This window comes from Streptomyces sp. NPDC015346 (assembly GCF_043078785.1).
Classification (GTDB): Bacteria; Actinomycetota; Actinomycetes; order Streptomycetales; family Streptomycetaceae; genus Streptomyces.
The window spans coordinates 731,481-755,602 of sequence record NZ_JBIBTW010000005.1; the positions used below are offsets into that span (position 1 = coordinate 731,481).

Below are 24,122 nucleotides of genomic sequence, written 5' to 3' on the forward strand. Positions count from 1 at the left end.
CCGGCCCGCGTAGTTGAGTTTCCAGCATCCTTGTTGATCGACAAGTGCGGTGTCCCTGGGAAGAGCGGGCCACGGCGACTGGAGAAGGGCAGCATTCATGACCACCACCTCGGGAAACAACAGCGCCCGACCGGGCGTGTCGGTGATCGGACTTGGGGAGATGGGCAGCGCTCTCGCGGCTGCGTTTCTCGACGGCGGGCACCCCACCACGGTGTGGAACCGCACCCCGGAGAAGGCCGACGCGCTGGTCGCCAAGGGCGCGCGGCGGGCGGAGAGCGTCCGTGACGCCGTGGCCGCGAGCGGGCTCGTGGTCGTCAGCGTGAAGGGCAACGCCGCCGCCCGCGACATCCTGGAACTGGCGGGTGACGCTCTTTCCGGCCAGGCGGTGGTGAACCTGACGGACGGGACGTCGGCCGAGATCAGGGAAGTGGCCGAGTGGGCCACGGGCCAGGGGGTCGGGTACCTGCACGGGCAGATCATGACGATCGCCCCGGGCGTGGGACAGCCGGAGACGGTGGTCTTCTACGGCGGCTCCGACACCGTGTACGACCGCCACCGGTCCACGCTCGGGCTCCTCGGGGGCCGCGGAACCCTGGTCTCGGCCGACGCGGGCGTCCCCAGCCTGTACGGGATGGCCGTGCACGGCACCATGTGGGGCACACTGAACGGCTTCCTGCACGCGGCCGCGCTGCTGACGGACGAGGGCATCGAGGTCAAGCACTTCCTGGAGCAGGCCGGAGCGTCCATCTCCGCCCTGTCGGGCATCTTCCCGATGATCGCCGGCGAGGTCGACAGCGGTGAGTTCGCGACGCCGTTCGGGGCGCTCGAACATCATCTGCCGTCGGTCGAGGACCTGGTCAAGGAGAGTCGCGCGCGAGGCATCGACGACGAGTTCCCCAACTACACGCTGGGGTTGGTGGCCAAGGCGGTCGCCGACGGTCACGCCAACGACAGCTACGCGCGCCTGGTGGAGCACTTCAGGAAGCGGTGAGGCGCTGAAGCGGTGAGGTCCTGAGGGAGGTTCTCGGGCGGAACCACGAGAGGGTCGTACGGGATGTCCCGTACGACCCTCTCGTCGCGTCAGCGGTTCGCGCGTGGGGCGACGTCCCCTAGCTCTTGGGCAGTTCTATCGAGTGGCGGTGGCGGAAGAAGTTCGTCGGGTCCCACCGGGCCTTGACCTGCTGGAGCCGGGCGTAGTTGCCCTTGTAGTAGAGCTCGGACCACAGGACCCCCGACGTGTTCCAGTTGGGGTCGCTCAGGTCGCGGTCCGGGTAGCCGATGTAGACGCCGTCGGTGACGTCGTTCGGCACCGGTACGCCGCCGGTGTCGGCGTAGACGTCCCGGTAGGTCTCCTTCATCCACGTCATGTTCTTGACGTCGTCCTCCGGATTGCGCCAGTAGCACTCGTAGAAGATCACGAAGGGCGATTCACGGTGCGAGGACGCCGTCTCGGTCGGGCTCATCCGGTTGATCTCGGCGCCCGCGGTGTGGAGCACGATGTACGTGTACTGGTTGTCGTAGTCCGGCCGCGTCAGCTGCTTGTACAGCACGTCGATCTGTCGTTCGGGGAAGCCCGACTTCATCATGGCCGACTTGTGGATGGTGCGCATATTGGGGTTGGTCAGCGGTTCGCCGGCCGTGGTGCCGTAGGAGGTCGCCTTCATGTACGGCAGGTGCTTGAGGTTGTTGAAGACCGGCTCGGTGCCCAGGGCGGTACTCATGAGGCCGATGAAATCGTCCAGCAGCTTCTTGGAGTCCGGGATGTCGGCGTCCAGCTGGCCCACCAGAATGATCGGTCCCGACGACTTGTGCTGCAGGAACACCCAGTGCCCCATGCTCAGATAGGGCGAGCCGACGTCGTCGTGGAGCTTGGACCACTCGCCGTACTCCCGGAGCAGCCGCTTGAAACCCGCCTCGGAGATCTTGTCCCAGTCCCAGCCGACCTCGTAGTAGTAGAGGCGCGCCGGCGGCTTCGGCAGCAGGTTCTCCGGCGCCCCGGTGGCGCCCCGGCTGCGCAGCCAGTAGCGCGTGATCACACCGAAGTTGCCGCCGCCACCGCCCGCGATCGCCCACAGCAGGTCGCGGTTGGGGTCGGTGGGCTCGCGGGTGGCGATGACGCAGCGCACCTCGCCGTACTTGTTCACGGTGACGATCTCGGCGGCGTAGAGGTGGTCGCTGACGAGGCCGTGCTTGCGCGAGAGCACGCCGTAGCCGCCGCTCGTGAAGTGACCGCCCACACCCACGCTGTAGCAGCCGCCGGCCGGGATGGTGACTCCCCAGCCGTTGTAGAGCCTGCCGAAGACGTCGAGCAGCTGGAGACCGGGGTCGACGTAGAACGCCTTGCGCGTGTCGTCGTAACCGAGCTGGGTCATCTGCCGCAGGTCGATGATGACCTGGGCTTCCTTGTTGAAGACGAGATCTTCGAAGCAGTGGCCACCGCTGCGGACCACGACCCGCTTCTTGTCCCGTACCGCCTGGCGTACGACCTCGACGACCTGCTGGGTCGTGGTGGGGAACTTGACGGCCTCCGGCGTGCCGACCAGGCGGGCGTTGGCCCCCGAGACCATGTCCGGGTACCGGGCGTCCGCCGGGGTCACGGTGGGAACGGGGGCGACGGTCGTCGTCGCCTCGGCGAGGGAGGCCGGATCGGCCGCCCGTGCGGCGGTCGCGCCGAGGGCCCCGACGGCGCCGGACGTCGCGACAGCGGCGCCCGTGCCGGCCAGAAATCGTCGTCTGTTCAACTTACTCACGGAAAGCTCCATTTCTGGCGAGAAACAGCCCGAGGTCCCCAGGGCTCCCCCAGCTTGCCCACGCCGGCGCCTCTCCCCGTACAGAGATCCGCGATCTTTGTCAGGTAGCCCCGGCGGTCCGAGGAGAGCGGGCCGGGAGCTGACACATTCCCCCTGCGGCCGTGCGGCCCGGGGCTCGGCCGGGACAGGATCCAGGCATGCATGCCGCCTACATCGAGCAGTTCGGGCCACCTGACGTCATCCGGTACGGCGAACTGCCCACTCCCCGCCCGGGGCCGACCGACGTGCTCGTCGACGTCGCGGTCACCGCCGTCAACCATGTGGACACGTTCGTACGTTCCGGGGCCTGGCGCACACCGGTCCCGCTGCCGTTCGTGGTGGGCCGCGACCTCGTCGGCACGGTGGCGGCGGTCGGCGCCGGGGCGTCCGGCTTCTCCGTCGGTGACCGGGTGTGGTGCAACAGCCTGGGGTACGAGGGCCGGCAGGGGGCCGCCGCCGAGCAGGCCGTGGTCGCCGCGGAACGGCTGTACCGGCTGCCGGACGGCGTCGAGCCCTCCGACGCGGTGGCGGTCGCCCACCCGGCGGCGACGGCGTACCTCGCGCTGTTCACCCATGGGCGGCTGCGCATGGGAGAGACCGTCGTGGTCGTCGGCGCGGCCGGCAACGTCGGGAGCGCGGTGGTGCTGATGGCCGCGCGGGCCGGGGCTCGCGTCATCGCCGTGGCGAGCGCGGAGACGGCCGAGTACGTACGTGGCCTGGGGGCCGCGGAGGTCGTCGACTACCGGCGCGGTCACGTGGCCGAGGACATCCGCGCGGTGGCACCGCACGGAGTCGATGTCTACGTGGACACCTCGGCCCGCAACGAGCTGACGACCGCCGTCGAGCTGCTGGCCCGCCGCGGGCGCGTCGTCGTGCTGTCCGGTCTGACGACCCGTCCCGTACTGCCGGTCGGGTCGCTGTACGTCAAGGACTGCTCCGTCGTCGGCTTCGCCATCTCCCAGGCGTCGAGCACCGAACTCGCCGAGGCGGCCACCGGGATCAACGGTCTCCTGGCCGACGGCCTGCTGCGCCCCCGCGCCGTCGAACCGCTCGCACTGAGCGACGCGGCGGAAGGCCACCGGCTCGTCGAATCCGGAAAGGTGACCGGAAAGGTGGTGCTCCACACCGGGCGAACCTGATCCGAACCGGATCCGAACCTGATCCGTTCTCGACCTGACCAACCCTGAACCGATCTTTGACAGGCCTGCGCCGGCCACTGCGATGCTTTTCCAATGACCTCCATCATCGAGAACTCCCCACTTTTCGAACTCCGCGCCGACATTCACGTCGCGGCCGCACCGTCAGAGATTTACGCCGTGGTGAGCGACCTTCCCCGCAGCGGCGAGTGGAGCCCGGAATGCCAGGGCGGCGAATGGATTTCCGGCGCGCCCGCGGCTGTGGGTTCGGTGTTCCGCGGCGAGAATCTGCGCAGCGAGGAAGTCGTCGCCTGGGCTCCGCTGGTCCGAGGCGTCTGGCACACCGAATCCAGGGTCACCGCCGCCGAACCGGGCCGGACGTTCCGCTGGATGATGCTCTCGCACGCAGGTGACGACCAGGAGAGCGTCTGGGGCTTCGACATCGAGCCCGCGGAGGACGGCGACGGCGCCGTGCTCGTGCATCACTTCCGTATGGCCACGGCCACTGCGGGAATTCACAAGATCGTCGCGGACCTCGACGAGGCGGAACGCGCGAAGTTCATCGACGAATGGACTTCGAAGATCGCGCAGGACCTGGACGCCACACTCGGCCGCATAAAGACCATCATCGAAGCGGCCTGAATTCCGAATTCCGTCCGAATCCGAATCAGAATTCGAAGCCCCGACGTCGGGATTTACGGCCCGGGTTGACGGTACACCACGCAGACGAGGGATGTGTGTATGTTTCTGCAGCGCATCGGAAACAAGGGCATTGGCCTGGGAACACTCTTCGAGAGGGCGGCCGCGAAGCACCCCGCGAGCCCGGTGATCCTCGATCACGATCTGGACATCGCACCGCAGCTCGGCCGCCGCCTCACCCTGACCGAAGTGGCCGAACTGGTCGACGACTTCGCGTCCCGGCTCTGGGCCGCCGGAGTCCGCACCAGCGACCGCGTGGTCATCCACAAGACCAACGGCTTCGACATCACCCTGCTCGCCTGCGCGACCGCGCGGATCGGGGCCGTACCCGTCCTGCTGTCACCGAAGCTGGACGGCGCGACGGTCGCCGAACTGCTGCGCCGGGTGGACCTGCCCTATCTCGTCACCGACCAGGCGAAGCTCGAGAACGACCTGCCCGCCGAGGTGTTCGAACTCTCCCGGAAGCTGCTGCTCACCACCGGCACCCACGAGGGGGCGACCGAGCTCGCCTCCCTGGCGGGTGTTCGGCGCGTCGCGCCGGCACAGCTCTCCCCCGACCACCCCACGCTGATCACGCACACCTCCGGCACCACGGGTGTCCCGAAGCTGGCCGTGCACACCGGACGGACCTTCCAGGCGCGCTACCGCCCGCAGGGGACGGTCGCCAAACTGGTGGGAGCGAACGAGCCGGTGGCGATCCACGTCTCCTTCGTGCACTCCCGGATGTTCACCGCGATGCCCATCTCGATCCTTCAGGGGCACCCGCTGCTCATCCTCGCCGAGGACGACCCGGAGAGCGTCGCCCAGCTGTTCACACAGGTACCGCCCGGGCTGATCGAGGCACACCCGAACTCGTTCATGCGGTGGGAGGAGCTGGTGGACGACCCGCGCGCACCCCTGGCGCGGGTGAAGTACTTCAGCAGCACCTTCGACGCCATCCACCCGCGTACGGTGCACAGCCTGCTCGGCGCGTCCCGCCGCAAGGGCGCGCTGTTCATCCAGATGTACGGGCAGAGCGAAGTGGGGCCGATCGCCGGCCGTACGTACAGCCACAAGCGCGGGGCCGAGGCCGAGGGCCGGTGCGTCGGATCGCCGTTCCCCGGCATGACCGGGGTGCGGGTGGTCAGCCGCGACGGCAATCCGCCCAGCAAGTCCTCGCCCGGCTTCATCGAAGTCCGCAGCGACGGACGGATCGTCACCTACCTCGGTGAGCACGAGCGGTGGCAGAAGCAGGTCAACGACGGCTGGTGGCGGATGGGCGACGTCGGCTACCGCACCAAGTGGGGCTGTCTGCACCTGCTGGACCGCGAGGTGGACGAGATTCCCGGCATCGACAGCACGCTCGAGGTCGAGGACAAGCTCTTCGGCAGGATGCGGGAGCTCACCGAGGTCATCATCGTGCCCGGCCCGGACGGGCTGCCGGTGCCCGTGGTGTCCACCCGGGACAACAAGCCCCTCGACACCATCGCCTGGCGGTCCGCGGTCGCCGACCTGCCGCCGCTGGCCGAACCCGTCCTGTGGCGCCTCGAAGACCTGCCGCAGACCGCCACGACGAAGATCAAGCGCCTGGAACTGATCAAGCAGCTGCGGGCCCAGAGCCCGTCTGCGTGACGGCGTGACCCGGTGACGGCGTGACGGCCGGCCCCGATCCGAGCGGCATCGGGGCCGGCCGCCTTCGTATGACCGACCAGGAACCCCGAGAGAGGAACACCGCCATGACTCCCGATACGCGAACGAAACGGCGCGCCGAGCCGAGGTACGCGCGGCTGAAGCAGATCGAGTCCATGGACGTCGACGAGAAGTACAGCCACATCTGGTGGCTCGGCATCGGCTACGAGTACCCGTGGGACTTCAGCGTCGCCGGCGCTCTCGCCTTCGCCAACAGCGTCGCCCCGCCGCACATGGCCGCGCTGCTGGTACGGACCGGCGAGATCACGGACAACACCCAGCGCAGGATGGAGCACTTCGGCCTCATCGCCATGCAGATGGTCCGGCACGGCTTCAAGGACGACCGGGGCAAGGCGGCGGTGCGGCAGATGAACCGCATTCACAAGAACGCGGTCAAGCACATCAGCGACGAGAACCAGCAGTGGAGCATCAGCAACGAGGAGTACCTCTTCGTGCTGGCCACCAGCATGCTGGGGCCCGTCCGCTGGGTCGACCGCTACGCCTGGCGTCCGACCAGCCGGCAGGAGAAGGTCGCGGCGTACCTGCACATCAAGGAGCAGGGCGAGCTCATGGGCCTCAAGGACATCCCCGGTTCGTACGAGGAGATGGCACGCTTCCACGACGACTACGTCGAGGCCCATTTCGTCTATTCGCCCGAGGCGGCGAAGCTCTGGCGGGCGCTGGAGCCGACCGTGGTCGAGCCCATGGTCGGACAGGTGCCCGAGCGGTGGCGTCCGGCCGCCCGCCGGCTCGCCCGGGCGGGAATGCCGGCGCTGCTCGGCCCGCACATGCGGCGGGCCTTCGGTGTCCGCGAACCGTCACGGCTGCTGTGCCTGGCCGTCGACGCCGCCCTCAAGGCCCGTTCCGCCTACGTACGCCGGCAGCCGCCCCGCACCGAAGCCGCCTACCCCGACCCGCTGCCGACCCCCAGCTTCCCCAAGGGCGACTACCGGATCGAGGACCTGGGGCCCGCTCACACCACCGGCGCTCGCACCACCGGTGCGCACGCCGCGGGCGCGCACACCGGGGAGTGAGCCGTCCGCCGGTGCGCCTGGCCGTCTCAGTTCTGAGCGGCCAGGCGCTGGACGTCGTCCAGCAGCCGCGCCTGGCGGAGGACCTCCTCGTACGGTGCGGAACCGGCCCGTACGGCTTCGGCGAACACGGCCACGGTGTTGGCCACCTGGTCGTCGGGGAGCAGCGGGATGCGGCGGCTCCCGGACGGCCCCTCCACGACGGCCACCGGAACGTGGTCGGCAGGAGGGGTGAACACCCGGTCGAGCGTGATCCGTCCCGTACTGCCCTGCAACTCGTAGGAGTTGCGGTAGGCGTGGTCGAGGCCGAAGGTCAGCTGTGCGCTGATGCCGTCCGGCGACTGCAGCAGTACGGCGCCGGCCGTGTCGACCCTGAATCCGGCCCCCGAGGCGAGCCCGGCGCCGACGACCTTCAGCTCGGGGCCGAGGAACGTCGCCGCCGCGCGCACGGGGTACACCCCGGTGTCCAGCAGCGCACCACCGCCGAGGTCGGGGCGGTAGCGGATGTCGTCGACGGGCCGCCGCGGCACGGTGAACGCGGCCTGGAAGGACCGGAGGTCGCCGATGGCTCCCTCGGCGATGAGCGCGACCACCCGGGCGTGCTGACTGTGGTGGACGAACATGACGTTCTCCATCAGGGCCAGTCCACGGGACTCGGCGAGCCGGAAGAGCGCGGCCGTCGTGCCGGCGTTCGTGGTCAGCGGCTTCTCCGCCAGTACGTGCTTTCCGCTCAGCAGCGCCTTTTCGACCCATTCGGCGTGCAGGGCGGCCGGTACCGGTACGTACACCGCCTCCACCCCGGGGTCCGCCAGCAGCTCTTCATAGCCGTGCACCGCGCGGGCGCCGTACTCGGCGGCGACCCGGCGCGCGCACTCCGCGTTCCGGCTCGCCACCGCGGCCACCTCGGTGGCGGGGCAGGCCGCGAACGCCGGGAGCATCCGCCGCCTGGCGATGTCGGCGCAACCGAGCACGCCCATCCGGACCGACTCCATCAGCTATCCGCCTTATTCCAGTGGGGCAGCACTCCGGCTGCCACGGTCTCGGCCAGACTGCGCGCGCCGGCGTCCTTCTCGGACATCAGTGGTGGCTCCGAGTACGCCCAGGGCAGTCCCAGTTCGGGGTCCAGGGGGTTGATGTCGATCTGCGTGCCGGGGGCGTACACCGTCGACATGACGTAACAGATACGGGTGTCGTCGGCCAGTGCGAGGAACCCGTGGCCGACACCCTCCGGGATGTAGAGGGACCGGCCGGACTCCGCGTCGAGGGTGCAGACATGGTGTCTGCCGAACGCGGGTGATCCGATCCTCAGATCGACGATGACGTCCCGCAGAGCTCCTTGCACACAGGTGACGTACTTCGCCTGCCCCGGTGGCAGCGCCACGGTGTGGATGCCCCGCAGCGTCCCCCGGCGGGACACGGAATAGCTGACCTGCCGGGGCACGAAGGGTTCACCGAGTACACGCTCCAGCTTGTCGGCGCGCAGTCCTTCGTGGAAGCTGCCGCGCTCGTCCGCCAGGAGCCGGGGGGTGACGACGAAGGCTCCGGGGATCGCCGTTGCGGCGATGTGCACAGCGGTGGCTCCTCTCTTTCGGTCCGCCGCGGATCACGGTCAGGCCCGCGCGGCCACGAGCTTCTCCAGCTCGCCCACGATCTCGCCGGGCAGCGGCAGTTCGGCGATCTCCCGGGAGAGGAGACCCGCCCGCTCGCGGTACCCGGCGTCGCTGAGCAGCTTCTGGCACGCCTCGGTGATGTCCTGCTCAGGGCCGGACTCGATGAGGATCGCGGCGCCGAACTCGGCGACCTTCCGGGTCGCCTCCGTCGGGTATTCCGGGTGGGCGATCAGCTGCGGCACGCCCGCGTTCAGCGCCGTCATGTCGGTGCCGCCACCGCCGTGATGCACGATGACGTCGCAGGTGGGGGCCAGCACGTCGAGCGGCACCCAGCCGATCCGCACGTCCGGCAGCTCGGCCCGCAGCTCCGCCGCGACGTTCTCCGGAGCGCCCACGACGACCTCCACGCCCAGGCCGGCGATGCTCCTCGCCATGTCCCGCAGGCCCTCTCCGCTGAACAGCCGGGTGCCCGCGGTGATGTACACCCGCGGGCGGTCGCCCTTGGTGTACATCCACGGCTCCAGCGGCTTCTGCGGGTTCCCCGGGATCCACCGCATCGGCCGGGCCGGCAACGGGTTCGCGGGCCGGAGGCTCGGCGGACACACGTCGAGCCACAGGTCCGGCCCGGGCACCCGGTCCAGGCCGAGCTCGCCGAGAACCGGCGCGAGCACCGCCTCGGCGCCCGGGTCGTACGCACGCGCGTCGATCCGGTCCCACTCCAGGCGCACCGACGGGATGCCGAGGTGGTGCGCGAGCAGAGGAGCGGTGTAGAACATCCCGCCGCCGACCACGAGATCGGGGCGCCAGTGGTCGGCCAGGTCGAGCAGCGGTTCCAGACTGTCCACGGCGATCTCGGCGTAGACCCTGCCGACCGCCTTGAGCTGCTCCAGCGGGTCGTCCGGCATCGCGCCCATGAAGGCGCTGACCTCTTCCATCGAGACGGGAGAGATCTTGACCGGTGCGAGCCCGACGCTCGCGATGTTCGGCAGTACCCAGTCGATTCCGCCCATGAGGACCTCGTGACCTGCATTGCGTACGGCCGTCGCGAGGGGCGCGTGCGAAAAGATGGGGTACGGGCTGTTGCCCGGGATGAACAGGACCTTCATCGTCTCTCCTACGGGGACTGAGCGGGAGCGGGGAGGTGGCCGGGCGACATGGGTCAGCCCGCTTCGGTGAGCACCGCCGCCGCCCGGAAGCCGGAAAGCAGCGCCGCCTCCGTGGTCGGCGAGTTGAAGTAGTCGCCCGCGAACGCCACCGGGGCGTTCATCTGCCGCAGGACCTCCACGGACCGGCGGTAGCGGCCGGGTGCCGGAATCGGGAACCCGTACGGCCGCTCGGCGATCTGGAACGGTTCGGCCGTGGCGGGGAAGCCCGGCCACAGCGTGGTCAGCAGGGGGGTGACCGCGGCGAACTGCTCCTGCGGTGTGAGCCCGATCAGGCGCCGGGTGTTGGCGCGGCCGGGGTAGGTGAAGACCAGCAGCTTGTCGACGAGCCGGCCCCGCTCGTCCCGTACCTGGCGCGGATAGGTGATCATGTTGCGCAGCGGCGGGTCGGCCGCGCCGCCGGCCACGATGTGCGCCTCCGCGGGCAGGCTGCCGGCGTCCACGAGGTACGAGACGGAGAGGGCGGGCTCGTACCGCTGGGTCTCCAGGAAAGCGCGCGTGTCGTCGGTCACCGCCGAGCCGGGCAGCCCGGCGACGAGCTTCGCCGCGATGGGCGCCGGGGTCGCGATCACCACGTCGTCGAAGCTTTCGGTCACCGGCTCGGAGCCGTCGCGGGCAGCCGTGACCAGGAGCTCGTCACCGATCTGCTGGACGCCGGTCACCTCGTGCGACAGACGCAGTTCGGCGCCCTCGGCGTTCTTCTCGGCGATGACCTCCATGCCGTTGCGGAGCACGTAGAAGCCGGAACCGCCCATCCACGCGAGGAGCGCCCTGGCGTGCACCGCGGAGATCTCCTCGGAGGCGAAGTTCCAGAACCCCTCGATCTGCGGCCTCAGCAAGAAGTCGAAGCCGCGCCGCGACACCTGGCGGTAGCCCCAGTCGGCGGCGGACTGCCCGTCGTCGAAGGGGGCGGACTTGACGGGGTCGAAGAGATCGAGCTCCTTCTTCCTGCGCACCTGCCTGAGGGTGGTGAACAGGAAGGCGACGCGGTCGCGCAGCGGCGCGTGCCGGTACTTGAGCAGGCTCAGCGGCGAGTCGGACGACAGGGCGACGTGGTCGCCGTCGTCGGAGATGTGGACGTTGCTCGATATCTTCACGAGCTCGTCCTCGAGGCCGTACTCCTTGATGAGCGCCGTCATCTGCTGGTAGAAGCTGACGTACATCAGGTTGATACCGACGTCGGGTTCGATCTCCGGCCGGTGCCAGGAGCGGGCCCGTCCACCGAGCCCGTCCGCCGCTTCGAAGATCACGACGTCCCGGCCGGCCTCGATGAGTTTCTTGGCAGCGGCGCTGCCGGCCATGCCGCCGCCGATGACAGCGGTCCTGGTGCGACCGGACATCAACATCCACCTCCGTGTGAGAGCGTGCGCGCGGGTGGTCCCGCTTCGGGTCAGTGCGGGGCGATCTCGTCGTGCGGATACTCCATCCCCTGCGCGAGACCACCGTCGACGGGCAGGTCGACGCCCGTCGTGAAGGTGGCGTCGAAGCCGAGGAACAGCACCGCGGCGGCGACCTCTTCCGGGGTGCCGAAGCGCCGCATGGGCGTGATGCGCTCGCCCTCCGACATGTTCAGCGCCCGGTGTTCCTCGGTCGCCTCGACGAGGCCCATGGAGGGCGTCAGGACGAATCCCGGGCTCACCGTGTTGACCCGGATGCCCCTGGGCAGCAGCTCGGAGGCCATGACCTTGGAGAACGCGCGGATCGCCGACTTCATCGCGGTCCCGACGCTCGTGCCGACGAACGCCGTTCCCGTCGTGGCGGAGGTCGTGAAGACGAACGAGCCGCCGTCCCTGACCAGCGGGGCGAGGCACTGCGCGGTGAAGAAGGCGCCCTTGGTGTTGGTGTCGAACATCTTGTCGTAGGTTTCCTCGGTCACCTGGCCGAGCGAACCGAACCTGACGTAGCCGACGTTGACGAAGACGAAGTCGACCTCGCCGAGCGTGTCCGCGACGGTCTTTCCCAGCGCTTCGATCTCGGCCAGCTTCGAGGCGTCGGAGCGTACGACGTGGGCCCCGGGGCCGAGCTCCTCGCGGGCCGCCTCGATGTTCTTCTCGTTCAGCCCCGTGAGGACGACCTCGGCGCCGCCGTCGAGAAGAGCCTTGACGACCGACATTCCGATGCCGTGGGTGCCGCCGGTGACGACGGCCTTCTTACCTGAGTATTTCGCCACGTTGTCCTTCTCCGCTTCGGTGGTTCTTCGGGTGCTACTGCCGCTGTTTCGGTGGTCAGACGACGTGGACTTCCGGGACGTAGAGGATCCACTTGCCCCCCGCGTCGCGGAATCCCTGCTCCTTCGCCATGATCTCCTCGACGTGATTCCAGGCGAAGAGCAGCGCGTAGTCCGGGTACGGCTCGGAAAATGCGGCGGGGGGCCGTACGGGAATGTGCGAGCCGGGCGTCAGTCGCCCTTGTTTGGCCTCGGTGCTGTCGCAGATGAAGGGCACGAGTTCCGGGCCGATACCGCAGTAGTTGATGACGGTCGCGCTTTTCGCGGTCGCGCCGTAACCCACGACGGTGCGGCCCTGCGCGCGCAGATCCTTGAGCAGGTCCATCAGTTCGCCGCAGCTGCGCCGGACGCCGGCCGCGAACCGCTGGTACGTCTGCGGGCTCGCCAGACCTTGTGCCCGCTCCCGCGCCAGCAGCTCCGTCATCGTCGTCGACGGGGACCGCTTCCCGGGGCGCGCGATGGTGTAGCGCATGGACCCGCCGTGCACCGTGAGCGGCTCCACGTCGACCAGTTCGAATCCGAAGGTCTGGGCCATGGCCCGCACCGAGGAGACCGAGAACAGGTAGAAGTGCTCGTCGTAGATCTGGTCGAACGCGTTCTGCTCCATGATGGAACCCAGGTAGCGGTCTTCGAGCACGAGCACTCCGTCGGAGGCCAGCAGCGCGTCGACCCCCCGGAAGATGGAGTCCATGTAGGGAATGTGGCTCGTGGTGTTGGCGGAGAAGATGACGTCCGCCGGGCCGTCGGAGGCGGCGATCTCACGCGCCGTCGCGTCCTCGAAGAAGGCGGTGCGCACGCGCACGCCGTCGGCCCTGGCGAAGTCGCCCACCTGTGCGGACGGGTCCACGCCGAGGTGTCGTACACCCGCCTTCTGAACGGTCTTCAGCATGGTGCCGTCGTTGGAGCCGATCTCCACGATGAACGGGTCGTCCCCGGCGAGGTCGGTCTCGAGCAGCCGGTGGGCGAACGCCTCGAAATGCCGGTGCATCACGGACGAACCCGATGACCGGTAGGGGTAGTCCTCGTGGAACATCTGCTCCCGGGGCACCTCTTCGAGCAGCTGCACCATGGTGCAGTTCGTGCAGACACCGGCGGCAAGCCGGAAATAGAACTCGCTTCCGGCCGTTTCCGGCGTCACGAAAGAGTCGGAAACAGGCTGCCTTCCGAAGTCGAAGAATTCGTCGACGGCGCCACCGCAGATCCGGCACTTGGCCACAGTCGTACTCCTTTGAGAGTCCCTTGGCGGGGGCGGGTTTTCCCAATTCAAGAAGTCTGTTGGATCCGGCCGAAGGCCCTCAAGATGGTGCCGGGGTGTGTGTCAGGTCCGGCGCGTCGAGGAGAAAGGCACGGGCCCTTCGCCGCGTTCGCGAAGGGCCCGTGCTTTCGGATGGTCGGGATTACCGCTCGGGCAGAGCCGCGAGCCTCTCCCCTGACGATGCGCCGGCCTCGTCCCGTCCCGGGGCTTCGGCCCCCGGAGCGGCCTCCTCCGGGCTCTTCCCCTTTCCGCCGGCCGAACCGCGCAGCACGGTCGTCGCGGTGAGGGCGAGGACGGCCGCGAGCACCGCGCAGGCGATACCGACGATGTTCAGCCCACTCGTGTAGGCGTCCCGGGCGGCGGCCAGCACCTCGGCCGCCAGCTCGGCGGGGAGTTGCTGGGCCACGGCGAGGGCGCCCTCCATGCCGCCTCGGGCCGTCTCGGCCACACCCGCGGGGAGTCCGGCCGGCAGCTCGATCTCGCTCCGGTAGACGGCGGCGCCGAGGCTGCCGAGACCGGCGATGCCCAGCGACACGCCCAGGTCGCCGCTGATCGACGACATCGCGGCGGCGGAACCGGCCTTCTCCGGCGGGGCGGAGCCCACCACCAGGTTGGTGCCCAGCGCCCCGATGGGGCCACCGCCGAAGAAGACGATCACGAAGCCGGCCAGCAGGAGCGGCAGTCCGCCGACCGGGCTGACGAAGGCGATCAGCACGTAACCGACCGCGCTGCTGCCCAGCCCCAGGGCGACGACGAGGCCCAGCGGAAGCCGCTTGGCCAGGACGGGGGCCAACTGCCCGGCGACGATGGAGGCCACCGCCGACGGCACCATCCACAGCCCCGCCTCCATCGGGTCCAGGCCCTCGACCATCTGGAGGAAGCCGGTGATGAACAGGTAGCTTCCGCCGGTGGCGATCATGGAGAACAGCAGGATCAGCAGCGCCGAGGTGAACGCGCCGCTGTTGAACAGGCGCATGTCGAGCAGCGGGTGGGTGAGCTTGCGCTGCCGCGCCACGAACACCGCGCCGAGGATCAGACCGCCGACGAGCGCCGCGATGGGCACCGGCTCCCAGCCGTACCGCGCGAGCTCCTTGAGCCCGTAGACGACCGGCATGATCGCCGCCAGCGAGAGCACCACGCTGAGCAGGTCCAGCTTGCCGCCGTCGGGGTCCTTGTACTCCGGCAGCAGGATCGGCGCCGCGATCAGCAGGATGACCATGACGGGGACGCCCAGCAGGAACACGGAGCCCCACCAGAAGAACTCGAGCAGCGCCCCGCCGATCACCGGACCCAGCGCGGTGCCTGCCATGAAGCAGCTGGCCCATACGGCGATGGCGCGGCCGCGCTCGTGCGCGTCGTGGAACATGTTGCTGATCAGGGCGAGGGTGGACGGCATGAGCGTCGCCGCGGAGATGCCGAGCAGCGCGCGGGTCGTGATCAGCATCTCGGAGCTGGTGGAGTAGGCGGTCAGCACCGAGGTGACGCTGACGCAGACCGCACCGATCATCAGCAGTTTCCGGCGGCCGATCCGGTCCCCGAGCGTGCCCATGGTGACCAGGAAGCCGGCGATCATGAATCCGTAGACGTCCATCATCCACAGCGCCTGCGTACCGGAGGGCGCCATGGCCTCCGCCAGGTGCGGCAGCGCCAGGAACAGCACGCTCTGGTCGAGGGAGATCAGCAGGGTCGGCAGGGCCAGCACGGCGAGCCCGGCCCATTCCCGGGCCCCGGCCTTGGGCGGCACGGTGGCCGCAGGGGCGTTCGATGACATGGGGATTCCTTCGGTGGATTCGGGGATGAGATCGAGACGGCGGCGTACGTCAGCGGGTCAGCCGGGGTACGCCTGCCGCTCCCGGGCGTCGCGGAGGATGTGGCCCCACCAGCTGAGCTGGTCGAGCATCGACTTGGCCGCGGCCGAGCATCCCGCGGGGTCCTTCGGCCGGCCGTCGTCGTCGAACCGCTCCCGGTGCCGGGTGAAGGCGACGGAGTCCCGGACGGTGACGGCGTGCAGCGTGGGGAAGATCCCGCGCAGGTGCGCCACGGCCCGCAGGCCGCCGGCGATCCCTCCGTACGAGACGAAGGCGACCGGCTTCGCCTTCCATTCGTCGGTGTACCAGTCGATGGCGTTCTTGAGCGAGGCGGGGAAGCTGTGGTTGTACTCGGGTGTCACGATCACGAACGCGTCCGACGAGGCCAGCCACGGCGACAGGTCCCGTACCGCCTGCGGAGCGGGCCCCTCGGCGCCGAGTACGTCGGGCAGCCACGCCGTGGCCAGGTCGATCACGTCGACGTCGAGGTCGCCGCGCATGGCCGCCTCGTCGGCGATCCAGTTGGCCGCGGTGGGGCCGAAACGGCCGGTCCGGGTGGAGCCGATGATCACGGCCACGCGCAGCCTGGCTTCGGACATGTCGGTTCCTCTCGTGGTCTCGGCTCCTTGACGACACCACCGTGCACGCGAGCGCTCCCGGTCTCCTCTCGGTCCGGTCTCGGCCGGGCGCCGGGCCGATATCGCCCTGTCACGGGCCGCCGCGCCGGGTTAGCGTGATCACATGCGTTTCGGGGTGCTTGGTTCGTTGGGGGTGTGGACGGCGGATGGACGGCCGGTCCGGGTCCCGGAACTCAAGGTCCGCGCTCTGCTGGCCGGGCTTCTGGTGCACCGGGGGCGACCGGTCTCCGCCGACCGGCTGATCGACGACCTGTGGGGCACGAAGCTGCCGAACAACCCGGCCGGCGTCCTGCAGAGCAAGGTGTGGCAGCTGCGGCGCGCGCTGGAGGCCGCCGAGCCGGGCGGCCGGGACCTCGTGGTGTCGCTCTCGCCGGGATACCAGCTGCGGGCCGGGCCCGACGCGGTGGACGCGGACCGGTTCCACGACCTGACGACGCGGGCGCGGGCGACCGGTGACCCGCGGGTGCGCGCCGCCCTGCTGGCGGACGCGCTCGCGGTGTGGCGGGGGCCGGCGTTCGCCGACTTCGCCGACGCGGAGTTCACCCGCGCCGCGCGCGACCTGCTGGAGGAACAGCGGCTGACCGCGCTGGAGGAGCAGGCCGAGGCGCGCCTCGAGCTGGGCGAGCACGCTCTGGTGGCCGACGAGCTCGGGGACCTGGTCGCCCTGCATCCGCTGCGGGAACGGCTGCGCACCGCTCATGTGCGGGCGCTCTATCTCGCCGGCCGCCAGAGCGCCGCCCTGAGCAGCTACACCGATCTGCGCGAGCGGCTGGCCGAGAGCCTGGGGCTCGACCCCAGCCCCGAACTGGCGGCTCTGCACCAGGCGATCCTCACCCAGGACCCGGCACTGACCGCCGTACCCTCCCCCGTCACCACCGCCGTCCGCCCGCCGACGAACGTGCCGGCCGCGCTCACCGGCCTGATCGGCCGGGCCGAGGCGATCAGCCGGGTCCGCTCACTGCTCGACGCGAACAGGCTGGTGACGCTCACCGGTTCGGGCGGGGTCGGCAAGACCCGACTGGCGCTCGCGACCGCCGCGCAGCTCGGCGAGGCGTTCCCGGGCGGGGTGCGGCTGGCCGAGTTCGCCGCGCTCGACCCGGCCCCGGCGGCACGGGCGGACGCCTCGGGCCGGCGGACCATGGCTTCGGCGGCCGAGGCGCACGAGATCGTCGGCGCGGTCCTCGGGCTGCGGGACGACGCCACCCCGAGCCCGGGGGCCGGGGGTGAGCCGCTCTCGCTGACCGCCCGTGTCGCCCACGCGCTGGGCGACAGACCGACCCTGCTGATCTTCGACAACTGCGAGCATGTGATCGAGCCGGTCGCCGAGCTGGCCGAGCTGCTGCTCAAGGCCGCCCCCGGCCTGCGGATCCTGGCGACCAGTCAGACACCGCTCGGCATCACCGGCGAGCACCTGCAGGAGGTGCCCCCGCTGCGCCGGCCGGAGCCCGGCACCGAGCTCAGCCCGGAGGCCGTGCGCCGCTTCAGCGCGGTGGAGCTGTTCGTGGCACGGGCCACCGCGGTGGCGCCCCACTTCGTCCTCGACGAGACCAACGTCGACGCGGTCGTCTCGATCTGCCGGCGCCTGGACGGCATTCCGCTCGCCCTGGAGATGGCCGCCACCCGGGTACGGGTCCTGGGCGTACGGGAGCTGGCCGCGCGCCTCGACGACCGCTTCCGCCTCCTCGCGGTGGGAGCGCGCAGCGCCCCGGCACGCCAGCGCACCCTGCGGGCGGTGATCGACTGGAGCTGGGAGCTGCTCGGCGACCAGGAGCGGGCGGTGCTCCGCCGGCTCGCCGTGCACGCCGACGGCTGCGCGCTCGACGCCGCCGAGGAGATCTGCGCCGCCGACGACGTGGACCGTGCGGACGTGCTCGACGTGCTCGGCCGGCTGGTGGACGCTTCGCTGGTGGTCATGGCCGACGGCACGGACGGGCCCCGGTACCAGCTGCTCGAATCGGTCACCGCCTACTGCCTCGAACGCCTCGGTGAGGCGGGCGAGTTCGACGACGTACGGCGCAGGCACCTCGATCACTACACCGGCCTCGCGGAGCGGGCCGAGCCGCACCTGCGGGGTCACGGCCAGCGGCAGTGGCTGCGCCGCCTGGACGCCGAGACCGCGAATCTGCGGACGGCGCTGGACTGCGCGGTGCGGCTCGGCGACGGCGAGCGCGCGCTGCGGCTCGCGAACGCGCTCAGCTGGTACTGGTACCTGCGCGGCCGGAACAACGAGGCCAAGCGGTCGCTGACCGCCGCGCTGTCGATCGGCGGCGCGCCGCCCGCCGCCACGGCCCGGGCCACCGCCCTGCTGAGCGGCTTCAGGCTGGTGCTCGGCGGCATCGCCGACCCGGTGACGGAGTACCGCACCGCCCTGCGGCCGTACGAAGAGGTCGACGACCCGGAGGGAAAGGCGCGTGCCCAGTGGTTCCTCGCGTCCACGCTCTACGGCATCGGCGATCTGACGGCGAGCGAGGAGCTGGTCCAGCAGGCGCTGACGACCTTCCGGTCGCTCGGCGACCGCTGGGGCATGGCGGCGGCGCTGAACAGCCGGACCTTCCACGCGAATCTGCGGGGAGACTTCGCCGCCATGCGGCGGGACGGTGAGCAGAGCCTCGAACTGTTCCGGGAGCTGGGCGACCAGTGGGGGCAGCTCCAGGCCATGGTGCCGCTCGGGACGCTGGCCACCGTCGTCGGCGACTACCAGCAGGCCGGGCGGCTGTACCGCGACGGACTGCGGATGGCCGAGGACCTGGGGCTCTGGCTCCACGTCTCCTTCCACCTCTCCAATCTCGGCCGGGTCGCGCTGCTGACCGGTGACCTTGCGCGCGCCGAGGAGTTCCACGAGCGCGCCAGGCGGCTCGCCGCCGAGCAGTCGGACACGTTCGGGGAGCAGTTCGCCGAGATCGGGCTCGCTCTCGGGGCGCGCAGGGCGGGCAGGCTCGACGCGGCCGAGACGCATCTGCACCGCGTGGTCGAGCTGCACCGCCGGATGGGCTACGAGCCCGCCAGGCCCTCGCTGATCCTGGCCGAGCTGGGGTTCGTCGCGGAGGGCCGCGGCGATGCGCAGGCCGCTCTGGCGCTGCAGCTCGACTGCTACGCCGCCGCCCGCGACGCGGGCGATCCGCGGGCGGTCGCGCTCGCCCTCGAGGGTCTGGCCGGGGCGCGGTCGCTGGCCGGTCACCACGAGCACGCCGCCCGGTTGCTGGGGGCGGCCGACGCGGCCAGGCGGTCGGTCCGGGCGCCGCTGCAGGCCGGTGAACGCTTCGACGTGGACCGCGTCACGGCCCGGGTCAGGGACGCGCTGGGCGGGGCGCGCTACGACGCCGAGTTCGGGCGGGGCGGCGTACTGACGCCGGAAGAGCAGCTGCGTAACCTGCTTCCTTGATCCCTTGAGGGCCCCGAGGCGGAATTCATCTGCGACCTGACAGACTCCCGGGGACAATCGGTCAATGCGTTCTGGGTGCTCGATACATTGCTTTCGAGAGTGACCGGATAATGACGCGCTCCGAGAGGACCCAGTGAAGGCTCTAGTGCTATCCGGCGGGACAGGGGCCCGGCTCCGGCCTTTCACCCATTCCACGCCGAAGCAGCTTCTTCCGATTGCCGGCAAGGCAGTTCTGGAACATGTGCTGAACAACATCACGGACGCGGGTATCACCGATATCGGGATCATTGTCGGAGATCAGTACGACAAGATCAGCGAGACGATCGGCGACGGTAGCCGGTTCGGTGCCCGCATCACCTACCTACGCCAGACCCGGCCGCTGGGGCTGGCCCACTGCGTGCTCGTCGCCCGCGAGTTCCTGGGCGAGGACGACTTCCTGATGTACCTCGGCGACAACATGCTGCCCGAGGGGATCACCGAACTCACCCGGACGTTCGCCACCGAGCGGCCGACCGCGCAGATCGCCGTGCAAAAGGTCCCCGACCCCAGCGCTTTCGGGGTCGCCGAAATCGACGCGGCCGGAATCGTGCAGCGCCTGGTGGAAAAGCCGTCCGACCCCCGCAGTGATCTCGCGCTCATCGGCGTCTATTTCTTCACTCCGGCCATCCATGAGGCCGTCGCCGCCATCACGCCCAGCGCTCGCGGCGAACTGGAGATCACCGACGCCATTCAGTGGCTGGTCGCCCGCGACTCCCGGGTCAAGGCCGTGGAGTATCTCGGCTATTGGCAGGATACGGGGCAGGTCGACAGCGTCCTGGAATGCAACCGCCGAATACTGGACTCCATCAGGTCCGAGCGGTCCGGCGAGGTCGACGCGGCGAGCCGGCTCACCGGCGAGGTCGTCATCGAGCCGGGCGCGCGAGTGGTGCGTTCGACGATCGAGGGACCGGCGTTCATCGGCGTCGGCACGGTCGTGGAGGACAGCCACATCGGCCGGCACACCTCGATCGGCCGGAACTGCGCACTGCGGGACACCCGGATCGCCGACTCCATCGTGCTCGACGGTGCGACGGTGTCGGGTCTGGACCGCCTCAGCCGCTCCGTGATCGGCAAGTCGGCCTCGGTCCGTACCGCCGCACACCACCAACTGGTGGTCGGGGACGACTCCGTGGTGGAGGTGGCACGATGAAGATCCTGGTCACCGGCGGCGCCGGCTTCATCGGCTCGCACTACGTCCGCACCCTCCTCGACGGCGGTTACGCCGGGATGGAGGACGCCGACGTCACCGTCCTCGACAAACTGACGTACTCGGGAAACCGCGACAACCTGCCGTCCTCGGCCGCGCGGCTGGAGTTCGTCCAGGGCGACATCTGCGACGCCGCGCTGGTGCGCGAGCTGTTGCCCGGACACGACGCCGTGGTGCACTTCGCCGCCGAGTCGCACGTCGACCGCTCCATCGACGCGGCCGGAGAGTTCTTCCGTACGAACGTGCTCGGCACCCAGGTCCTGCTGGAGGCCGCCGTGCACAGCGGGGTCGAGCGGGTGGTGCACGTCTCCACCGACGAGGTGTACGGGTCGATCGCCGAGGGCGCCTGGACCGAGGAGTGGCCGCTGGCCCCCAACTCGCCGTACGCCTCCTCCAAGGCCGCGTCCGACCTGGTGGCCCGCTCGTACGCCCGGACCCACGGACTCGACGTCTCCATCACCCGCTGCTCCAACAACTACGGCCCGTACCAGCACGTCGAGAAGCTCATCCCGCTCTTCACCACCCGGCTCCTGGAGGGCAAGCAGGTCCCCCTCTACGGCGACGGACACAACATCCGCGAGTGGCTGCACGTCGACGACCACTGCCGCGCCCTTCAGCTCGTCCTCACCAAGGGCCGGGCGGGCGAGATCTACAACGTGGCCGGTGGCGCGGAGCACCCCAACACCGCCATCGCCGAACGCCTGCTGGAGCTGTGCGGTGCGGACTCCTCGTCGATCCGCCGGGTGGCCGACCGGCCGGGGCACGACGACCGCTACGCCCTGGACGACACCAAGATCCGCGAGGAGCTGGGCTACGCACCGCGGATCCCGTTCGGCCGGGGACTGTACGACACCGTCGCCTGGTACCGGGACAACCCCGGCTGGTGGAAGGCGTCCGCACTCGAGATGGCCGCACGGTGACCGCGCCGCTCCGGCCCGCGGCGTCGCCGTACGGCCCGCCCGGGCGGCAGGGTCTCCAGCGCCGCGAGGATGCCCGGCAGGCCGACCGGATGGCGCTGTCCGCCCGTACGCGGCAGGGCAGTGGGATGCCCACCGAGAACGTCACCGCCTGGCTCGCCGGGCGCGCGGCCGCCAACCGTTTCCGGGTCGACCGGATCCCGTTCCACGAACTCGACGGCTGGTCCTTCGAGGAGGGCACCGGGAACCTGGTGCACCGCAGCGGACGGTTCTTCTCCGTCGAGGGACTGCACGTCACGCACCAGGGCGGCCCCTTCCCCGAGTGGCAGCAGCCGATCATCAACCAGCCGGAAGTCGGCATTCTCGGCATCCTGGCCAAGGAGTTCGACGGCGTACTGCACTTCCTCATGCAGGCCAAGATGGAGCCCGGGAACCCCAATCTGCTGCAGCTGTCGCCGACGGTGCAGGCCACCCGCAGCAACTACACCAAGGTCCACCGGGGCGCGGACGTGAAGTACCTCGACTACTTCCTGCCGGCCGGCCGGGGCCGGCCGGGCCGGGTGCTCGCCGACTCGCTCCAGTCGGAGCACGGCGCCTGGTTCCTCCGGAAGTCCAACCGCAACATGATCGTCGAGACGCGGGAGGACGTGGCGCTGGAGGAGGACTTCTGCTGGCTCACCCTGGGACAGCTCGGTGAACTGCTGCGCCGCGACAACACCGTCAACATGGACGCCCGCACCGTCCTGGCCTGCGCTCCGCTCACCCACGCCGACGACGGCTTCGCGCTCCATTCGGACACCGGGCTGCGTTCCTGGATCGCCGGGGAGCGCTCCCGGCACGACGTACGGATACGCCGCGTCCCCCTCGCCCAGGTGAAGGACTGGATCCGGGGCGAGGCCACCGTCGACCACGCGTCGGAGCGGTACTTCCGGCTGATGGCGGTGGCGGTGCAGGCGGAGAGCCGGGAGGTCACCAGCTGGACGCAGCCGCTGATCGAGCCCGTCGGGCTCGGCGTCACCGCGTTCGTGACCCGCACCTTCGGCGGGGTCGCGCACGTGCTGGTCCACGCCCGGTTCGAAGGCGGGTTCCTGGACACCGTCGAGCTGGCACCGACCGTCCAGCACACGCCGGAGAACTACAGCCACCTGAGCGGTGCGGACCGCCCGCCCTTCCTCGACCTCGTCCGCGGTGCCTCCCGGGACCGGGTGCTCTACGAGGCGGTGCACTCGGAGGAGGGCGGCCGTTTCCACCACGCCGAGAGCCGCTATCTGATCGTCGAGGCCGACGAGGACGAGGCTCCCGCGCAGCCGCCGCCCGGCTATCTCTGGGCCACACCCGGCCAGCTCACCTCCCTGGTGCGGCACGGGCATTACGTCAACGTGCAGGCGCGGTCCCTTCTCGCCTGCCTCAACACCGCCGCGGCGACTCTCGACCGTTAGGAATAACCATGGCAGCCAGTACCCAGGTGCCGCCCGCGTCCGGAGTGCTCCGGCGGATCGGCGTCTTCGCCCGACTGGTCAAGTTCCAGTTCGTCATCGACTTCTTCCTCGCCCTCGTCATCGTGTGGACGGGAATGGAGCCCGAGACCCGGCTCGACGGCCACGTCCTGCTGACCGTCCTGCTCTTCGCGCTGGGCAAGGTCGGCGTGCTCTCCGCGGTCATGACGCTGGACGACGTGACCGGGATCAAGGACGGCAGTGACAGCGCGAACTACCTCGCCGACGACAACACGGAGCTGCGGCCGCTGAAGCGCAAGCCCCTGCTGACCGGTGACCTGACCGTCCAGCAGGCCCAGCGCTTCGGGCAGCTGAGCCTGGTCTGGGGGGCGGTGTGGTGGCTGGTGGCCGTCTGGCAGGCGCCGCACACGCCCGTCTGGGCGCTCGTCGTGGCCGGCCTGCTGCTGGTCTTCAGCGTGCAGTACTCATGGGGGCTCAAGCTCAGCTACATCGGTCTCGGGGAGCTGCTGCTGCTGTTCTCCGCGTCCGCGTTCGTGCTCGCTCCGTACGGCATCACGGTCGGCGAACTGCCGGCGCTGATCCTGGTCGAGGCGCTGCTCTTCGGCTTCGGCCAGCTGCTGATAGCCGGCTACTCCAACACCAAGGACATCAGCGGTGACGCGGCGGTCGGCCGCCGCACCGTCGCCGTCCTCACGTCGGAGCGCGGCAACAAGATCTTCCTGGGGACCCTGACGGCGCTGAATCTGCTGGTGATCCTGGTGCCGGCGGCGCTGGGCTGGATCCCCTGGTGGTTCGCGCTCGCTCTGCTGCCGCTCATCGCCGTACGGCTGAACCAGTACGGGTCGTTCCTCCGCAATGGTCACGCGCTGCTGGCACGCAGTCGCGGGGTCGTGGCCTTCCGCGTCACCGTGGTCTGCGTCGTGGCCTTCAACGTGCTCCACTTCGGCTTCTGACCGGCGGCTCGTCTCCGTGAACACGGTGGGGCGCCCCCCCCCCCCCCCGGGGGGCCCCCCGGGGGGCCCCCCCCCCCCCCCCCCCCGGGGGGGGGGCGGCACCGGGGGGGGGGGCGCCCGCGGGGGGCACCCCCAGGCGGCCC

General features: G+C 70.1%; 19 protein-coding genes. 10 read left to right on the forward strand and 9 right to left on the reverse strand.

The annotated features are described in order from the left end of the window. Positions 1–97 precede the first annotated feature (97 nt). On the forward strand, positions 98–991 hold the full coding sequence (locus tag ACF06X_RS22315; RefSeq protein WP_392288995.1) for an NAD(P)-dependent oxidoreductase: 894 nt from the start codon (positions 98–100) through the stop codon (positions 989–991). 118 nt (positions 992–1,109) lie between these two features. Here ACF06X_RS22315 and ACF06X_RS22320 read toward each other — a convergent pair whose 3' ends face one another. Next, positions 1,110–2,750: an FAD-dependent oxidoreductase gene (locus ACF06X_RS22320; RefSeq protein WP_392288996.1), complete on the reverse strand. Its 1,641-nt coding sequence runs from the start codon at positions 2,748–2,750 to the stop codon at positions 1,110–1,112. A gap of 197 nt (positions 2,751–2,947) precedes the next feature. On the opposite strand from ACF06X_RS22320, the gene ACF06X_RS22325 reads away from it, so the two are divergent. From ACF06X_RS22325 to ACF06X_RS22340, 4 genes are all read left to right on the forward strand, one after another. Further along, positions 2,948–3,928, forward strand: a complete 981-nt coding sequence (locus tag ACF06X_RS22325; protein WP_392288997.1) for an NADPH:quinone reductase — start codon at positions 2,948–2,950, stop codon at positions 3,926–3,928. 93 nt (positions 3,929–4,021) lie between these two features. Continuing rightward, positions 4,022–4,567, forward strand: a complete 546-nt coding sequence (locus ACF06X_RS22330; protein WP_392288998.1) for an SRPBCC family protein — start codon at positions 4,022–4,024, stop codon at positions 4,565–4,567. A gap of 99 nt (positions 4,568–4,666) precedes the next feature. Then, positions 4,667–6,235: a class I adenylate-forming enzyme family protein gene (locus ACF06X_RS22335; RefSeq protein WP_392288999.1), complete on the forward strand. Its 1,569-nt coding sequence runs from the start codon at positions 4,667–4,669 to the stop codon at positions 6,233–6,235. Positions 6,236–6,339: 104 nt separating this feature from the next. Then, on the forward strand, positions 6,340–7,326 hold the full coding sequence (locus ACF06X_RS22340; RefSeq protein ID WP_392289000.1) for an oxygenase MpaB family protein: 987 nt from the start codon (positions 6,340–6,342) through the stop codon (positions 7,324–7,326). Between the two features lie 26 nt (positions 7,327–7,352). Here ACF06X_RS22340 and ACF06X_RS22345 read toward each other — a convergent pair whose 3' ends face one another. The 8 genes from ACF06X_RS22345 to ACF06X_RS22380 all read right to left on the reverse strand — a co-directional run bounded on the left by ACF06X_RS22345 (position 7,353) and on the right by ACF06X_RS22380 (position 15,985). Then, a complete protein-coding gene (locus tag ACF06X_RS22345; RefSeq protein ID WP_392289001.1) occupies positions 7,353–8,315 on the reverse strand; it encodes a Gfo/Idh/MocA family protein in 963 nt (320 codons plus the stop codon). Next, positions 8,315–8,893: a dTDP-4-dehydrorhamnose 3,5-epimerase family protein gene (locus ACF06X_RS22350; RefSeq protein ID WP_392289002.1), complete on the reverse strand. Its 579-nt coding sequence runs from the start codon at positions 8,891–8,893 to the stop codon at positions 8,315–8,317. The genes ACF06X_RS22345 and ACF06X_RS22350 overlap by 1 nt, the downstream gene beginning before the upstream one ends. Before the next feature lie 39 nt (positions 8,894–8,932). Next, a complete protein-coding gene (locus ACF06X_RS22355; protein WP_392289003.1) occupies positions 8,933–10,039 on the reverse strand; it encodes a nucleotide disphospho-sugar-binding domain-containing protein in 1,107 nt (368 codons plus the stop codon). Positions 10,040–10,092: 53 nt separating this feature from the next. After that, positions 10,093–11,436, reverse strand: a complete 1,344-nt coding sequence (locus ACF06X_RS22360) for an FAD-dependent oxidoreductase (protein ID WP_392289004.1) — start codon at positions 11,434–11,436, stop codon at positions 10,093–10,095. A 50-nt stretch (positions 11,437–11,486) separates the two neighbouring features. After that, a complete protein-coding gene (locus tag ACF06X_RS22365; protein WP_392289005.1) occupies positions 11,487–12,266 on the reverse strand; it encodes an SDR family oxidoreductase in 780 nt (259 codons plus the stop codon). 55 nt (positions 12,267–12,321) lie between these two features. Next, the gene (locus ACF06X_RS22370) at positions 12,322–13,539 is read right to left on the reverse strand and encodes a methyltransferase domain-containing protein (protein WP_392289006.1); all 1,218 of its coding nucleotides are present in this window, start codon (positions 13,537–13,539) and stop codon (positions 12,322–12,324) included. Between the two features lie 181 nt (positions 13,540–13,720). Further along, positions 13,721–15,349, reverse strand: a complete 1,629-nt coding sequence (locus ACF06X_RS22375) for an MFS transporter (RefSeq protein WP_392289007.1) — start codon at positions 15,347–15,349, stop codon at positions 13,721–13,723. A gap of 57 nt (positions 15,350–15,406) precedes the next feature. Further along, positions 15,407–15,985 carry an NADPH-dependent FMN reductase gene (locus ACF06X_RS22380; protein ID WP_392289008.1) on the reverse strand — a complete coding sequence of 193 codons (579 nt, stop codon included), beginning with the start codon at positions 15,983–15,985 and terminating at the stop codon, positions 15,407–15,409. A 142-nt stretch (positions 15,986–16,127) separates the two neighbouring features. Here ACF06X_RS22380 and ACF06X_RS22385 point away from each other — a divergent pair, with 142 nt between their 5' ends. The 5 genes from ACF06X_RS22385 to ACF06X_RS22405 all read left to right on the forward strand — a co-directional run bounded on the left by ACF06X_RS22385 (position 16,128) and on the right by ACF06X_RS22405 (position 23,979). After that, on the forward strand, positions 16,128–19,406 hold the full coding sequence (locus tag ACF06X_RS22385; protein WP_392289009.1) for a BTAD domain-containing putative transcriptional regulator: 3,279 nt from the start codon (positions 16,128–16,130) through the stop codon (positions 19,404–19,406). Positions 19,407–19,539: 133 nt separating this feature from the next. Further along, positions 19,540–20,595 (forward strand): glucose-1-phosphate thymidylyltransferase, encoded by a 1,056-nt coding sequence (locus tag ACF06X_RS22390; RefSeq protein ID WP_392289010.1) that lies wholly within the window; start codon positions 19,540–19,542, stop codon positions 20,593–20,595. Further along, positions 20,592–21,572 (forward strand): dTDP-glucose 4,6-dehydratase, encoded by a 981-nt coding sequence (gene rfbB, locus ACF06X_RS22395; protein ID WP_392289011.1) that lies wholly within the window; start codon positions 20,592–20,594, stop codon positions 21,570–21,572. The genes ACF06X_RS22390 and rfbB overlap by 4 nt, the downstream gene beginning before the upstream one ends. Positions 21,573–21,661: 89 nt before the next feature. Next, positions 21,662–23,008 (forward strand): NDP-hexose 2,3-dehydratase family protein, encoded by a 1,347-nt coding sequence (locus ACF06X_RS22400; protein ID WP_392289048.1) that lies wholly within the window; start codon positions 21,662–21,664, stop codon positions 23,006–23,008. An 8-nt stretch (positions 23,009–23,016) separates the two neighbouring features. After that, positions 23,017–23,979 (forward strand): UbiA family prenyltransferase, encoded by a 963-nt coding sequence (locus tag ACF06X_RS22405; protein WP_392289012.1) that lies wholly within the window; start codon positions 23,017–23,019, stop codon positions 23,977–23,979. Positions 23,980–24,122 lie beyond the last annotated feature (143 nt).

Excerpts from the sequence above, each read along its gene's own strand:
- ACF06X_RS22315 (WP_392288995.1), top strand. The coding sequence starts at position 98 with ATGACCACCACCTCGGGAAACAACAGCGCCCGACCGGGCGTGTCGGTG.
- ACF06X_RS22325 (WP_392288997.1), top strand. The coding sequence starts at position 2,948 with ATGCATGCCGCCTACATCGAGCAGTTCGGGCCACCTGACGTCATCCGG.
- ACF06X_RS22330 (WP_392288998.1), top strand. The coding sequence starts at position 4,022 with ATGACCTCCATCATCGAGAACTCCCCACTTTTCGAACTCCGCGCCGAC.
- ACF06X_RS22335 (WP_392288999.1), top strand. The coding sequence starts at position 4,667 with ATGTTTCTGCAGCGCATCGGAAACAAGGGCATTGGCCTGGGAACACTC.
- ACF06X_RS22340 (WP_392289000.1), top strand. The coding sequence starts at position 6,340 with ATGACTCCCGATACGCGAACGAAACGGCGCGCCGAGCCGAGGTACGCG.
- ACF06X_RS22345 (WP_392289001.1), bottom strand. The coding sequence starts at position 8,315 with ATGGAGTCGGTCCGGATGGGCGTGCTCGGTTGCGCCGACATCGCCAGG.
- ACF06X_RS22355 (WP_392289003.1), bottom strand. The coding sequence starts at position 10,039 with ATGAAGGTCCTGTTCATCCCGGGCAACAGCCCGTACCCCATCTTTTCG.
- ACF06X_RS22360 (WP_392289004.1), bottom strand. The coding sequence starts at position 11,436 with ATGTCCGGTCGCACCAGGACCGCTGTCATCGGCGGCGGCATGGCCGGC.
- ACF06X_RS22375 (WP_392289007.1), bottom strand. The coding sequence starts at position 15,349 with ATGTCATCGAACGCCCCTGCGGCCACCGTGCCGCCCAAGGCCGGGGCC.
- ACF06X_RS22380 (WP_392289008.1), bottom strand. The coding sequence starts at position 15,985 with ATGTCCGAAGCCAGGCTGCGCGTGGCCGTGATCATCGGCTCCACCCGG.
- ACF06X_RS22385 (WP_392289009.1), top strand. The coding sequence starts at position 16,128 with ATGCGTTTCGGGGTGCTTGGTTCGTTGGGGGTGTGGACGGCGGATGGA.
- rfbB (WP_392289011.1), top strand. The coding sequence starts at position 20,592 with ATGAAGATCCTGGTCACCGGCGGCGCCGGCTTCATCGGCTCGCACTAC.
- ACF06X_RS22400 (WP_392289048.1), top strand. The coding sequence starts at position 21,662 with ATGGCGCTGTCCGCCCGTACGCGGCAGGGCAGTGGGATGCCCACCGAG.
- ACF06X_RS22405 (WP_392289012.1), top strand. The coding sequence starts at position 23,017 with ATGGCAGCCAGTACCCAGGTGCCGCCCGCGTCCGGAGTGCTCCGGCGG.